The organism is Chitinophaga sp. GbtcB8 (assembly GCF_019091455.1).
Classification (GTDB): Bacteria; Bacteroidota; Bacteroidia; order Chitinophagales; family Chitinophagaceae; genus Chitinophaga.
The window spans coordinates 228,610-243,895 of the sequence record NZ_JAGXJN010000003.1 but is presented as its reverse complement, the minus strand read 5'-3'; the positions used below and the strand labels follow the sequence as shown (position 1 = coordinate 243,895).

The window sequence follows — 15,286 nt, the reverse complement described above, 5'->3', positions numbered from 1 at the left end:
CAAAAGTTAGAGTAAAGAAAAACTGTTCTCTCAAAAATTGCTATAACGGAAATCTATAAGCTAATAAATGCATTGGGCACGCCCTGCACCGTAGCTCCTACCACGCTCTGTCCTTTATTCAAACGGATGCTTATCTGCGCCTGCCCGTTCACCAGCTGTACCCTGCGCGATCCGCCGGCAGTGCCCTGATCATCTATCAGCGTGCCGCTACCGGCAACTGAAAAGCTGATGTAATCCTTTGCATCCAGGCAGATGATCTTTTGCGCATCTGCCAGTTTTACTTTTACCGTTACTGTATCATTATTGACCGCTGTTTTTTCCAGCAGCAGCTGGGCCGGTTTGCTCCAGGTGCCGGTCTGGTAGTTAAAAGCAATTTCATCAGTTATTGTTTGTTTACCGTTGCGGGCCACTACTTTTACCTGGTAGCTGCCTTTGTGTAAAGGTAATTGCCAGCGCAGGCCAGCAGCCGGAAAGTCCTGGCTGTTGCGCCTTTTAACGCCATAGCTTTTACCATTCACAAACAGCTCTGCCTCCGGGCAGTTGGAGTATACCCAGATCATTTTTTCTTCTCCTTCCTTACCCCAGCGTATCGGCCAGCCATGCCCGTAAATATGCGCCATGGGCTGCGTAGCCCAGTACGACTGAAATACATAATAAGCCTCCTTAGGTCTAAGATCCCGGCCTACCACGCCTTTTTGGTTCACATAAGGCACGGGGTTCTCCGGCCGCAGCGGGGTAGAAAAATCTTTGAAGATCCAGTAAGCGCTGCCGGTAAGCTGCGGTATGGTTTCCTGTTCTTTCAGGTGCCAGTCAATGAGGTTACAGGCATAGGTTTCAGACCAGTCCCCATCTTTAGAGGCGCGTGCGCTGCCGCCGGTAAGCGCAAAATCGCCGGTGCGTTCATCAGCGCCTTTACCGGTAGCTACTTTTTTAAGGGCTTCTTCGGGGTACTCTGCATGCCGGCCCTGGTGGCTGTCTGCGCCCCATTCTGCATGAAAGAAATGCGGCACGCTGGCAATAGCTTTCAGCGTTTCCTCCTTATACTCCGTGTAACGGCCGCGGTACCAGCCGGCCCAGATGGAGGGTGAATACACATCTACAATATCCTTGCAGAAATCGCAACGGCGAATAGTGGTTTTACGTGTATTGTCCAGCGTATGTGCCAGCGTGTTTAGCTCGCTCATAAAAGCATGGATCTTTTGCTTATCAAACTCCGGGAAATCGCCGGGCCAGACGTTTTCATTACCCAGGCCCCAAAGGATCACTGCGGGGTGGTTATAATGTTGCTGGATCATATTGGTGAGCATACGGCGGGCCTGTGCTTTATACACCTCTCCCCCCAGGCCACCACGGCACCAGGGGATTTCTTCCCATACCAGTATACCCAGGCTATCGCACAGCTGTAATACCAGGGGTGATTGCTGGTAATGCCCCAGGCGAATGAAGTTGGCGCCCATATCTTTGATCAGCTGCATTTCGCGCCGTATCATATCTTCGGTAAGCGCAGCAGCCACGCCAGCGCCATCCTCATGCCGGTGTGTGCCCTGTAACAACAAGCGTTTGCCATTCAGCATAAAAGGGCCATGCGTTACAAATTCAAAATTGCGGAAGCCGAAATGCCCGCTCCACACAGCTTCGCCGGCACTGCTTTTCAAACGCGCCTGCACAGTGTACAGCTGCGGTTGCGCAGGCGACCATAACAAAGGTTTTTTAATAGTAAAAGGTTGCAGCACCTGTACACTATCCTGCAGGGTAAGCGGCTGCGTCCAGTGTTGTACTATTTTTTGCTGCGGGTCCAGGACGTTAATATCCAGGGTGGCCTGCGTGGTATGTAAAGGGTTGCGGAAAGCAGCCTGCAGCTGCACGGTGCCAGTTTTGCCCTGCGCATCTACCTGCGCCTGTAGGTGCAATTGCTCAAAAGATAACGCAGGTGTATATACGAGATCCAGGTAGCGGTATAATCCTCCGTATACGTTAAAGTCCGACATATCAGAGGGGATCATTTCCACATCTCTTGCATTGCTGCAACGGATCTCCAGCGGCACTTTACCATTATAACGTTTAGCGTCTGCGCTTTGCAGGAACTGTTGTACAGCGCCTGTAATATCTACTGTCCATTCATCATAACCACCGGTGTGGTGCCCTACTTTGGTGGTGAAAATATAAACATCTGTTTTTTGACCGGCGCCTTCAAAGTGCAGCAGGGTGCGGCCCTGCGCGTAAGGATTCTTTACCTCTAATACGGTTCTGTACCAACCCGGCCCTTCGTAATAATTTACATCCGGGTCTACCGCATCCCTTGCATTAAAACAATGCGGCAGGTTTACCTTTTCCCACAAAGGCACTGATTCCGGACTGCCTTCTGCTATGGGGCGTACGGCTTCCCAAATGCTGCCTAAATCTTCCCGTAAGAATTCCCAGGATTGGGTAAGGCGCAGGCTTTGCTGGGCATGGGTTGTGGGTGATAATAAACAAAATAAAAGTCCGGTTAAAAACAGGTAGCGGATCATTTCAATCAGTTATTAACGTGAAATCTGTGCAACAAATCAAATATATACAATCGATTGCATAAAATCGGAAGTGTTTGTCAGAAGGAGAAAAATAAGGAAGGAAAGGGGAAGAAAATGGAGATGGTCGCGAGGGGGAAGGGGGAAGTGGAAGAGAGAGCTGTGGGGGAAGATGATGGGGGAATGGGGGGAATCATAATCGTACTTACACTTCCGCATGTACTGCTTCCGTTCTTACACTGTTATGTCCTATAGACAGCTCTCCGTTATGGTTTAATATCAAACAGGCAGCTTCGTATAACCCCAGGCGTTCCTCATGAGGCAGGCCATCTGCCTGTATAATAAAGATCCCGCCAGGATGGCCGGTTATATCTGTACCGGTACAGCTGGTAATAATTTCCATGATATGCGCTTTCAGAAAATGCCGGTAACAGGTATTATCCTCAATGTATAATACCAGGTTGGTTTTTAGCCCCTGGGCCTGCCAGTAAGTGTGCGCCTGTATTAGCTGCCGTACCTGGTTAATGTGATCTGCATTTTCCACTTGCAGCAATACGGTGGGTATTTCCTTACTGATACCATACCTGTGCAGGATGGTTTGTGCAAACGGACTTTCGGGTGAAGCACTATTCATATGCAGGTTAAACACACGACCGGCCAGGTTACGGCAAAACTCAGCTTCTGCAGCTATCATGCCCAGCTGTTTTATTAACGAATATTGCCGGGCCTGTGCCTGCGCAAATACATTATCTGCGAAATGTTGCACCTGGCATTTATTAACCATCAAAATACAGGCTTCCCGTGTTTCAGCAGCTCCCAGGTATATATGCAGGGTTACTGTTTCCTGCGGCTCCAGCATTATCCGGTGCTGCAGGGCTACAATGGCATTGAGCATTATACCCTGGTTATTAGACAGCACTGTATTCTTACGTATTGCATGCGGATCAGCGCGGTCATATCCGGGGCCGGTGAATTTCAAACCATCTGTTTCATAGTTTACTGCCTCTACCCTTCCCCCATAAGCTTTTGCCACATGAAACATAGCGGCTGCGGGAATATGCGGATCATCAAGATACTGGGTGCATATTATTGCATGCTCCCCCGGATGAATTGCCGTGTGTACAAAAGATCTATCTGGAAATGATGAAGTTTCATCCACGGGCGACAACATTACCTCTGCATAGCTGGTTACTTCAATAGTGCGTTGCCGCTTTGAGCGGTTATGTATCACCAGCTTTCTTATTTCCAGGTCATCCTGCGGCGATACTGCTATGGTGGTATCCGTAACAAGCTCCTGGTGTATATGCTGAAAAAAAGCCTTCCCTGGCGCAAATGCCATCCTGAAGTGTTTACTCATTTTATCGGGCGGCTGGCTGGTAACGCACCAGGCAGTATCTTTTTCCACATCCCGTATATAACAACCTATGCCATGGTTATTATATACATCGGGCTGCCAGGGTGTAACAGCTATGTGTTTCCAGCGGCTGGCATTCGTACCTGTACTGGTGATCATTACCTGGTAACGGCCATTGGACAGCCATTGCATTTCCGGGCCTAAGGCAGCTGACATATTCAAAGCTGTTGGACCGGCGCTTGCAAGCGCTGTTGCAACAGCGGATGATGTACTGTCCGGCTCGACAGACGGTAAATGAAATGCAGTTTCCTTTGCTGTTTTTTCCTGCAGTAATAACAATGCAGCTTTCATTACCGGGTCGGCCTCAAAATGTTTTTGCATGGGTTTATCATGCAGCAGGTAAGCCAGCGATAAAAAACCCATTCCCTGGTGGTGGATCATAAAGGAGCGCACAATAGCATGGGATCCCCCTTCCGGCAAACGGGAGGGCAGATAATCCACTGCTTCATAGAAACCATATTCCCGCTGAAAGCCTTGCTGCGTTAATACTTCCAGGTTGCGGCAGGCAGCTTCCGGCGCTACCATCAGCGCCATAACAGTTGCATAAGGGGCTATTACCAGCTCTTTTTCCAGTCCGCGCTTTACGCCTAAGCCGGGCGCCCCGGTTGGCCTGTACCGGTAGCTCAAGCTGGCTTCTATTACATGCTGTGCGCACTCCGACATACCCCATGGGATACCATTTTCCTCACCGTATTCTATTTGCCGCATTACCATTGCCTGCATGGTTTGATGCAGTAATGTTTGCTCATAGTCCGGCATTACCAGCAATGGCATCAGGTATTCAAACATAGTACCGTTCCAGGATAACAGGGAGAACGAGCCTGCTGTGCTGATCACAGGCCTTCCCAATGCAAACCAGCTACGCTGCGGCAACTTACCCTGTGCTATTGCCACATAAATGCCCAGCCTTGCTTCTGATGCCAGCAGATCATAACAGCCTGTATCCCGCTGATCCGTTTCCGGTTTATAACCAATAGTCAGTAAATGACGTTGCTCATCATACAGGAAACCATATTCCATTTCTGCAAAGTCAGCACATGCAATACCTAATTGCTCAATGGTATTTATACGCGATGCTGCAATACCGGCGGTCTTTTCCAGTATGTTCAACCAGTTTTTTTCTTCTATGATAGTTGTTGCCTGCGCCAGCTGGGAACGGCAAACTGTTATATATTCTGCAGCTTCATTCAGCGAGGGTATATGTTCAGGTAACAATGCAGCTGAATTTGTTGCAGGCAGGTACAGCCAGGGCGCCCATAACTGCAGCTCCTCCCGGATCTGCTGCAAATGATCGCAGATGGCCTGTAACCAGCGGGATGTTACCTGCAGCCGGTCACCTGCTTCACCTATATAAACAGCCAGCTGCGTAATGCAGCTGTGCAGCTGCTGAAAAGTAAGTACCGGTGCACTGATGGTTTGCTCCAGCAGCTGAAAGGCAGGCCGAAGCAATTCAGCAGCGTTGCATTCTTCTTCCAGCAGGTACAGCTCATCCTGCAAACCGGTTAGCAGGGCGGGCCCCAGCACGGGCTGCTGCAGCATATGCAACAGGCCCTGGCGCAACACCAGCACATGTCCGGCCAGGTTACCACTGTCTACTGTAGATACATAACGCGGCTGCGCCGGCTGAAAGGTGATGGTATCATACCAGTTATAAAAGTGGCCCTGGTACCGCTCCAGCTTTTTCATAGCATTAACGGTACCGGCTGTACGCTCTATAAAAACAGCTGGGGTTATATAACCAAAATCTACGGCGCTCAGATTGGCCAGTAGCGCCAGCCCCAGGTTGGTAGGAGAAGTATAGTGCGCTACCCTGTTTTCTGGGAACTCCTGGTAATGGTCTGGTGGCAGCCAGTTCTCCCAGGGGCCTACAAAAGTTTCAAAGAAATGCCAGGTTTTGCGCGCCAGCTTGCGTAAGAACAGCTGTTGGGCGGACGTAAAACGGGGAAGCGGTTGTTGCAGGGGCTTGCCTGTTTGCCAGGTTATTACAGGAGATAATATCCAGGCTGCCAGTAGAGGCCCGGCTATGAACAGCTGCAGGGGGTGGAACAGCGAAAGGTAAATACCGGCAGCTATGCCGGTAAAAGGGCCTGCCCATAAAAGCCGGTACAAGCCCGGCAATGTTTTCATACTTCCGTGCAGGTTAGCAGACTGGTTCCATTCCAGCAGCTTACGGCGGCTCACCCACAGGCGCCAGTGCACCCGTATAATGGCGTCCGTTGCACAAAAAGCTTCAGCCGGCAGCCACACCAGTGTAAGCAACATTTGGATACAGGGGCCTTTTGCTGCTGCCAGGGCATCTGCCAGGCATTTATTAACGGTTCTGTTATTGCGTTTTTTCAACAGGGCGCCGGTAAAGGAAAGCAGGCAAGGAAGCAGCAGTATGCCTGATACAGCGCCGGTCCAGAAAACGCCGCTTTTTAATACGGTCCAGCCCATTACCAGTAACAGTAACAGCGCTACTGCATGCAGGCTACGGCAAAGGTTGTCAAATATTTTCCAGCGGGATAAAAGGCTGACAGGGTTGCGCTGCAGCCGGCCGCCTGCAGCGGGTACCCATGGCAGCAGCCAGGCTGCAATCTGCCAGTCGCCGCGGATCCAGCGGTGCCTGCGTTGCAGATCAATATGGTAGCTATAGGACTGCTCTTCGTACAAACATACATCACTCAACAAGCCCGAACGCAAATAACAACCTTCCAGCAGATCGTGGCTAAGAATGCGGTTTTCGGGCAAACGTTCCTGCAGCACCTGCAGGCAAACATCCACATCATAAATGCCTTTGCCAATAAAAGAGCCTTCGCCAAAGATATCCTGGTAAATATCCGGCAACGCGCGGGTATAGGGGTCTATCCCCGCGTTGTGCCCGTGCAGGCGCGCATACCACGACCTGTTGGCGGCGGGCATATCAACAGACACACGGGGCTGCAATATGCCATACCCCGCGGTTACCTGCCGTGCGCCTGCATCACAAACAGCGCTGTTCAGCGGATGCGCCATGGCTGCTGCCATTTTCCAGGCAGCATCACGGGGCAGCTGTGTATCAGCATCCAGCGTAATTACATATTTGATGGCAGGAAAAAGATCCTGCTGTCCTACTATTAATGAAAAACTGTCTTTAGCGCCTCCGCGCAGCAAGGCATTCAATTCTTCCAGCTTGCCGCGTTTACGCTCATAGCCCATCCAGGTACGTTCTGCCGCATTCCAGCACCTTTTACGGTGAAACAGGAAAAACAGCTCCTGCCCCGGGCTGCCGTATTTTATATTCAGGGCGGTGATGGCTTCCCTGGCCGCCTGCAGCAGCGGCGCATCTTCCGGTAATGTTTCCCGGTCAGCATCCTTATAATCCGTTAACAGGCCAAAATGCAGATGCTTACTTTTATTACCCAGAAAACGCAGCTCCAGCGCGGCTGTAAGCGTTTTCACATCCTTGTGGCTGCCCAGCAGGGCAGGCACCACTACCAGTGTGCGCGCATAAGCCGGAACGCCCTTTGAAAAATCCATGCGGGGTAACAGGGCCGGACGCACCAGTAAAGACAGCAGCCAGTTAACTGCTGTGCCGGCGGGCTGCAGCATAGCTACAAATAAGAGTACAGCTGTAAATGACAGCAGCCATGCATTTGAAAGCTGGCTATGCGCCTTTATAAATAAACCGGCGCCGGTTATTACTGTTAACAATATAATGGCGCTCACGTAAGTGCCGGCCGGCTGCTGCCTGCGTAATTTTTCCAGGCCTGTTACCCGGCAACCGGCTTCTTTTTCCAGCCAGGTACGGCCCGGGCCTAACAGGTAATAACCCACATGCGCCATGCGGATATTTACAGTGATATTTTCTTTTGCCAGCGATATAGCTGTTTGCGCTATGGTATGTTCCGGCTTTCCGCTTCCTGCTGCAATTTCTTCTATTGCCTTACGGTATTGCTCCCGGGTATAAATATCCATTTGCGTATAGGCGGCACCGGGGTCTTTAGCCAGCACCTGCTCTACTACGCTGGTGGATTCCACGAACTTGCGCCAGTCCACCGCTGCCAGCTGGTGCAGGCTATGCACGCTGTTCCATAATGATAGATAGTTGTGGGTATCACCTGTTCTGATATGGCTCATACCCGCGGATATGCGCCGGATATTTTCGATCAATGCTGCACGGATGGCTACATGCAGCAACTTTAATTCCGCCAGCTTCAGAAAAGATACTTCCTGGTAAGCAGCCACAAAATCCTTTACAGCTTTTTGATCTACCTGTGCATTGCTATGGGCAATGAGCTCCACCGCTATGTCATAGATCCTGGAAAAGGTATCTGCAGGATAGGCTGATCTTTTCAGCCGTTCTTTATCCTTCAGCAGCTGGCTTTCTATCAGATGAAGATTATTGAGCAAACAATCTGCAGCTGGTGTAACCGGCAGATCCTTTTCAATTGTTTTTGCCAATGCCGCACAGATCTCCTGCAATTCCCTTTCATTCTCCTCCAGATACCTAAGTATATTTAACGGGGCAGGGGCCATAAATAAGTGCTTCCTGGCCAGCCTGCCGGCATGCTCCTTCTTTTCCGCAACTGTGGTAAGCAGTGAAGAGCGAAAGGGAGGTATAATACTGGCAGGTTGAGCATTCACATGGGTACGGCGCTCCGCAACAGGGTTTTTCAATATCATAACTGGGTTTTCATGTTATTCTGAGGTGCTATTCACTGTAGTTAGCCATCTTACGCAGCTCTCTTTTTGCAAAATAAAGGGAGTCATTTCTTTGTGTAAGCGCCGGATCGTTCCAGCCCTGGGCCGCACCGTGATTCAAATGCATGTATAACAGGTCCGGGGCTCTGACCTGGAATATGTTGCGGCCCAGGTACCGGTCTAAAAAATCCATGTCTTCTGATCCCCAGCCTTCAAACCGCTCATCCCAGGCGCCTATTTGTTCTATCCGTTCCCGGCTGAAGAGTGGTATAACGGCAAACCGGTGCCCATCTATCAGCTGCCGCCGTAAAAAACTTTCCGTACAGTCGCCGATATCAATAGCAGCACTATATTTTGCATTGTCAATTTCCTCAATGTGCATGTATTCTTTTTTATAGTTCAGCCGGTAGCCTGATATCAGCAGGTCCGGGGATTTGCCTGCCATAGCCAGGTGCTGTCTGAAAGAAAGATCCGCCGGCACCAGGTCCACATCATAAGAGGAGATCAATTTTCCACTGCTGTTATTAAAACCAATGTTCAGCAATCTTGCCTTATTAAAATTCTCACCACCGTCTATATGGAAATATTTGATATTTTTCCCGGGATCCGTTGTGATAGACGGTTCCGGGCTATCCTCCATGATCACCAGCTCGATTCCGGGATTGATAGAGCAGGTTACGTTAAACCATTCCATCAGGCATTTTAAATGCAACGGACGGCCACGATAAGCTACCAGCAATGATAACACAACATTTTCTTTCAGAGTATGGGTCATTATCTTACATTTTTGATTTATCCAATTGCTAAATTCATTGCGGCACCGGCTGTTAATTCAATTGTTCTCAATGCCCAGAGTGTTTGCACTTCTTCAATAATAGCGGCAGCATCTTCCGGGGCTGCATCGGGTAAACCGGCTATCAGCTTTCCCAGCTGGAGGCTGCCATCGCTGTTCTTCAATAAAGCATACAGGTTGCGGGAAAGGGGATGTTTTCTTTCATTAAATGTATTACCGATCTCATAACGGATCTTTCCATTCTCATGCAAAACATGTAACCGGGTGTAGGCGGGCACCAGCGGGTATAATGAAAGAAAAAAGGCTGCGGGTTGCTGTTCCCGTTTCCGGATAATAAAATTGTCAATAACAAGATAGTCGAGATGAGTGGTAAGGAAACAGTTAATGGCCTGCTGCGGCGTATCTACAATGGGCTCACAGTTATTGTTAAAGGAAGTATTTAACAACACCGGCATCCCGGTTAACTCACCAAAGCTGTTTATCAGCTCATAATACCGGGCATTTGTTTCCCGGGTCACTGTTTGCAAACGGGCGGTTCCATCTACATGTGTAATGGCGCCTAAACGGCTGCGGTACTCCTCCTTTACTTTTAGTATAAAGGTCATAAATCCATAACGGTCCTGCCTGTGATCCGGCAGCTCAAAAAACCGTGCTACAGATTCCTCTGTTAAAGAGGGTGCAAAGGGCCGGAACCCTTCCCGGTTCTTTATTTTTCTGTTGATCAGGTCTTTATTGCCTGCCGGCCGGGGATCGGCCAGTATGCTACGGTTGCCCAGGGCGCGCGGACCAAATTCGGAGCTGCCCTGAAACCAGCCTATTACATTACCGGCCGCAATCAGGCGCGCTGTTTCATGGGTTATTTCATCTGCTTCATAATATGCCAACACATCCTTCCATTTTCCCAGCGTACTTACCAGCGCAGTGGTTTCCGGCGCTTTACTTCCCAGGTAGGCATGTTTAAATGTATAACGTTCCGCATGGGGCTGCGCCTGGTAGTAAGTATACAAGGCAGCTCCCAAAGGCAGCCCGGTATCATTGGATGCGGGTTGTACAAAAACATCCCGGAAAATATTTTCATACAGCAATCTCCCGGTCATGGTACAGTTCAGGGATACCCCGCCTGACAGGCACAGGTGATCATGCCCGGTAACGGACTGGTAATGTTTTACCAAATGCAATACAATTTCCTCAAGCGCTGCCTGTAATGCTGCTGCAATATCCTTATGCACCTGGGTTACGGGCTCACCTTTCCTGCGTGGCGGCAGCTTTTCACCTATGACCCTGAGCCGGTCGCGGTGCAGGTGATAAGCTCCCTGGGGCTGCAGCTCATACAGGCCGTCAAAAATATGTTTATAGGTATCCTTATCTCCATAAGGCGCCAGGCCCATTACCTTATATTCATCAAAGAACTCGAATCCCAGCAGGCGGGTTATTTCCACGTAAAAATTGCCCAGTGAATTGTTATGAGACATTTTCTGGATGGTTCTGATCTCATTGCCTTCCCCTTCATAAATGCCTCCTGAAAAGTTATCGCCCCAACCATCCAATGCCAGGATCAGGCTTTTGTTAAACCCGGATACGTAGTAAGTGCTGGCAGCATGGGCCAGGTGATGGTTCACAAAAAAAATACGTGCAGGGTCGATCTGCCGGTTAAAATATTGCTGAAAGTAAGCAACAAGATAGGCTCTTGCCGATCCATAATTAAATGACGGATCTATAGTGCCACAGCGTGTTATCTCCAGGTCATAAACAGCTTCTTCATTTGGAAAGGCAAATGCATCTATTTCGTCCAGGTCAATATTATGCTCTTCCAGGCAGGCTTCTATTGCACGTACCGGGAATTTGTTGGTATGTTTGATCCTGTTTAAGCGTTCCTCTTCAAAGGTGCATATAATGCGGCCGTCTTCTATTAAGGTAGCGCCGGCATCATGCATGGTGTCAACATTTAAGTTGAACCTGTTCTCGCTTATGCCGGCAACACTGCCATTAAAGCCAAGTATGATCATATAATATAATTTTTCAGTTTAGGGGACACTATTGTTACATACTTTAACGAAGAAGGAGCTTATTTCTCCCATCACAGGGTACATGGCATTGAGCAAAGCATTCCGCGAAACCCCGCTTACTTCCGGCAGCGGCGCTGCGGTATAAGGCCATTTAATAACCAGGCGGTTAACCCCTGCTTTCAATAAGCGCTCAGTGATCATGAAATGATGGGTATTCCAGTTATTACACATTGGTAAAGCGGTTATACATTCCCCTTCATCATTCAGGTAAATTTTAATGTACTGATCCTTTTCTTCCCTTTCCGGCGTGCGGCAGGTGATGCTGAATGACAGGGTTTCATGGTCTTTCCCTGCAACGAAATGAAAGGGAGCTGTTAAAGTGCGGTACTGCAAAAAAGCGCTTTTAGGTACTGACAGGAACTCATTGTAATCACTGGCACTGTAAAAAGAATCGAGCAGGTTCACTCCTTCAGGGCCTACCCCATGCTCCTTTATCCTTAAGCGGTCAATAATATCTGCCTGTTGTATGTGAACGGTATCCAGCGCTTTTACAATAGCATCCACCAGCTCAACATCCATTAATTTACGGCCTCTTGGATGCACCAATGACAACAGTCCTCCTTCATACTGCCGCATTTCCCCATCTGAGATTATTTCTTCAAATGACTTACAAAAGAAGGTAGATGCATGCCTGGATGAAAAATCAATGAAGCGCAGCATAGTGTCTTTTATCCGGTTGGAGAATCCAACGGATCTATTGCAGTGATATTGAAGAATAGCCTGTGGCTGACCGTTATGCGCATTATGTATGGCTGCGCCAAAGTGTGCAACAGCCTGCACATGCCTATCGGGATACAGGGCAGATGCATGGATGCTTTCAGCATCAACGGGTTTACCGGTAGCCAGCCCTATTATAGCAGCTGCAGTATGCCGCATGGCCAGTTTGATGCCTTCTACGGTAAGGTGGCAATAATCAAGGAACAGGCTTTTGTCCGGTATTTTATCCGGGAAAGCGGAGGCAAATACCGCTGGCAGATCTATTATTTTAATTCCCAGCCGGGGCGCTTCAGCTAAGATCTGTTCCCGTATAACTTTATAACAACGGGGTTTTGTGACGCCCCCGGTAAATAACACCGTATCCCTGGATGATTCAAAACAATCCCTTGCAGCTGCATATTGCCTGCCGGTAGCGTAGTAATGGCCCAGCAGCTCATATCCCAGTGGATTGGATGGATTCAGCGCTACCATGCGGGCAGCTGCTGTGCCCAGCTTTTCCATGTCAGCGCCGGCCTGCTCTGCCAGATCTTTAGCCTGCAGCCATTCCTTCATTTTCTCCTCCGGCAACCACAACAGCCCTTGTTCTATATGATCACTTTTCCAATCCATCAGGTTAAATTCCGGGATCACAAAAACAACCGGTATGCCTTTTACTGTTAAGGAGGCGGACAGCTGTTCGAGGCATTGAGTAACCAGGTCCCTAAACCTGTTTGACAGGAAGTCTTTTATGCCGGGAAAACCATCCTGCCTGAATATTTCCAATATGGTATTCACATCTTCCTCATTCAGTGTATCTGCCAGGGCAGGATCCCAGTTATTACCGGCAAAGATCACCGCCATATCCGGCTCCAGGGCGGTGCAGGCGTCCGCCAGCTCCAGCAGCTCTTTCATACTTATGCTGGTCTTTGCAAGGTCTACTACTTCTGCATTCCAGGGGCTGCTCTTTTCATTAAGGATCGCTTCCAGCTCCCTGGCCACATTATAGTGCGGATCATACAAATATCCTCTTGCTACAGATTCACCTAACAGCACTAATCTTTTTTTACTGCTTTTTGCCGGTAACTCATTTATATTGGCCCATAATGCCCATTCAATCTGCCGGGCTGCATCCCTGCTGTAAAAGCTTTTCCCATCTTCCACCGTTTTTTTCCAAATGCCTATTGCAGTATTATGCGCTGCTTTTGTTCCGCTATCAGCTGCCTCCTCATATGCGGGATCATATTTATTACCAGCCAGTTGCGCCAGCAGCGGTTCACATGCTGCACTGATGTTACCCGCGCTTATGTGACGGGCAAGTTCCGCCGCAATAATTTTCAAGTCGTCAGACGGCCTGTTTTCCATATCGTATTTTATAAGGAGTTATATAAAGGTGTATACATCGTGCTGGATCCCGCTTTTCCCGGGAAAAGTATAGAGCAAAAGGTATTTCAGTATGTCCAGGCTGTTCTCCTCCCTGTCAATGATGAAATCTTCTATTACCAGGCAATCAATGTCGGTGGTAACAAAACAGCGTATAGCATCTTCAGGGGTGCATACTATCGGTTCGCCTTTGATATTAAAAGAGGTGTTTAATAAAATAGGGCAACCCGTAAGGGAGCCAAATGCTTCCAGCAATCCATAAAAACGTTCATTTGTATCCCTGTGCACGGTTTGTACCCTTGCAGAACCATCTACATGCGTAATAGCAGGTAATTCCAGTGATGAAATAACCTGGCAGGTTTCCAGCATGAAGGGGGAATGATGATCCAGGTTAAAATGCTCCCGCGCTTTTACATCCAGTATTGCGGGGGCAAATGGCCTGAAGCCTTCCCGTTTTTTAACCATGGCATTTATACGGTCGCGCATATCGGGATTCCTGGGATCAGCGAGGATAGACCTTGCTCCCAGGGAGCGGGGACCAAATTCCATACGGCCCTGGAACCAGCCGATCACTTTTCCTTCACTGATCTTCCTGGCTGTAAGCTCCAGCAGCATGTTCTCATTTTCCCTGCAGTTAATGTATTCAACAGAAGTAGATTCCAGTAAGCGGTGCACTTCATCAGTGCTAAAAGAGGGGCCCAGGTATACATGCTGCAGCCTGTTCCGGGCCGGCCTTTCACCATTCAACTCTAAATGCGCCATTGCAGCAGCGCCTATTGCACCGCCGGCGTCATTTGCTGCCGGCTGCACAAACAATTTTTTAAAAGGCCCGTTCCTGAGTATGTGCCCATTGGCTACGCAATTCAAGGCTACTCCGCCGGCCATGCACAAATTTTCTGTATTGACTTTGTTGTGCAGGTAAAAGGTTTTTTCAAGCAATATTTCTTCCAATACTACCTGCAGGCTTTTGGCTATATCTGCATGGAACTGGTTTAAGGGAGCATCCTCCTGTCGGGGCGCTTTTCCAAATAATTCCGGCAGCAGATCAGTATACATGCAGCGGCTGCTCATAAAGCCAAAGTATTGCATCTCCAAACGGTACTGCCCTGCTTCTTTTACTGATATTAATTTCCGGATGTTATCTGCGTATAAGGGTTTGCCATAGGGCGCCAGGCCCATTACTTTATATTCACCATCGTTTACGCCAAATCCAAGGTAACTGGTAATGGTGCTATACAGCAGGCCAAGGGAGTCAGGAAATTCAACCTCTTCAAAGATCTGCAGATTATCCCTGTCACCTTTTCCGTAAGTGGTAGTGGCCCATTCGCCTACACCATCTACCGTGAGTACTGCTGCTTCTTCAAATCCCGAAAAAAAGAAGCTGCTGGCGGCATGGGATAAATGATGGTCTATAAATTTAACCTGCCCCTCAAAGCCTAACTGTTCCCTGATTGCCGATGCCACCATATTGGGTTGCAGCCGGGTTAAAAGTCCGGGCTTATTTCCCCATACGCCGCTCCATAACTGGCGCGCCAGCTTTTTTTCAGGGTTTTCATAATAGGCAATACAATCTATGTCCGCAATAGTAAGGCCTGACTGTTCCAGGCAATATTTAAAGGCCTGTACCGGTATGGAGGGATCGGCTTTAATACGGGTAAAGCGCTCCTCTTCCGCAGCTGCTTTTAGTATGCCGTCCTGCAATAGGCAGCAGGCCGCGTCATGAAAGAACGCGGAGATTCCTACAATATTCATAATTAATCCTGTTTTA

6 protein-coding genes are annotated in these 15,286 nt (G+C 48.9%); all 6 read right to left on the bottom strand.

From position 1 onward, the window contains the following. Positions 1-53: 53 nt before the first annotated feature. The 6 genes from KVT36_RS06195 to KVT36_RS06170 all read right to left on the bottom strand — a co-directional run bounded on the left by KVT36_RS06195 (position 54) and on the right by KVT36_RS06170 (position 15,270). On the bottom strand, positions 54-2,510 hold the full coding sequence (locus KVT36_RS06195) for a glycoside hydrolase family 2 protein (RefSeq protein ID WP_217602632.1): 2,457 nt from the start codon (positions 2,508-2,510) through the stop codon (positions 54-56). 202 nt (positions 2,511-2,712) lie between these two features. Continuing rightward, the gene (locus KVT36_RS06190; RefSeq protein WP_217602631.1) at positions 2,713-8,565 is read right to left on the bottom strand and encodes a glucoamylase family protein; all 5,853 of its coding nucleotides are present in this window, start codon (positions 8,563-8,565) and stop codon (positions 2,713-2,715) included. Between the two features lie 28 nt (positions 8,566-8,593). Beyond that, on the bottom strand, positions 8,594-9,358 hold the full coding sequence (locus KVT36_RS06185; protein ID WP_217602630.1) for a galactosyltransferase-related protein: 765 nt from the start codon (positions 9,356-9,358) through the stop codon (positions 8,594-8,596). Positions 9,359-9,375: 17 nt separating this feature from the next. Then, on the bottom strand, positions 9,376-11,382 hold the full coding sequence (locus KVT36_RS06180; RefSeq protein ID WP_217602629.1) for a carbamoyltransferase C-terminal domain-containing protein: 2,007 nt from the start codon (positions 11,380-11,382) through the stop codon (positions 9,376-9,378). Positions 11,383-11,400: 18 nt separating this feature from the next. Next, positions 11,401-13,500, bottom strand: coding sequence for a hypothetical protein (locus tag KVT36_RS06175; RefSeq protein ID WP_217602628.1), 2,100 nt, complete (start codon positions 13,498-13,500; stop codon positions 11,401-11,403). An 18-nt stretch (positions 13,501-13,518) separates the two neighbouring features. Continuing rightward, positions 13,519-15,270 carry a carbamoyltransferase gene (locus KVT36_RS06170; protein WP_217602627.1) on the bottom strand — a complete coding sequence of 584 codons (1,752 nt, stop codon included), beginning with the start codon at positions 15,268-15,270 and terminating at the stop codon, positions 13,519-13,521. Positions 15,271-15,286 lie beyond the last annotated feature (16 nt).

Excerpts from the sequence above, each read along its gene's own strand:
- KVT36_RS06175 (WP_217602628.1), bottom strand. The coding sequence starts at position 13,500 with ATGGAAAACAGGCCGTCTGACGACTTGAAAATTATTGCGGCGGAACTT.
- KVT36_RS06195 (WP_217602632.1), bottom strand. The coding sequence starts at position 2,510 with ATGATCCGCTACCTGTTTTTAACCGGACTTTTATTTTGTTTATTATCA.
- KVT36_RS06190 (WP_217602631.1), bottom strand. The coding sequence starts at position 8,565 with ATGATATTGAAAAACCCTGTTGCGGAGCGCCGTACCCATGTGAATGCT.
- KVT36_RS06180 (WP_217602629.1), bottom strand. The coding sequence starts at position 11,382 with ATGATCATACTTGGCTTTAATGGCAGTGTTGCCGGCATAAGCGAGAAC.
- KVT36_RS06170 (WP_217602627.1), bottom strand. The coding sequence starts at position 15,270 with ATGAATATTGTAGGAATCTCCGCGTTCTTTCATGACGCGGCCTGCTGC.
- KVT36_RS06185 (WP_217602630.1), bottom strand. The coding sequence starts at position 9,358 with ATGACCCATACTCTGAAAGAAAATGTTGTGTTATCATTGCTGGTAGCT.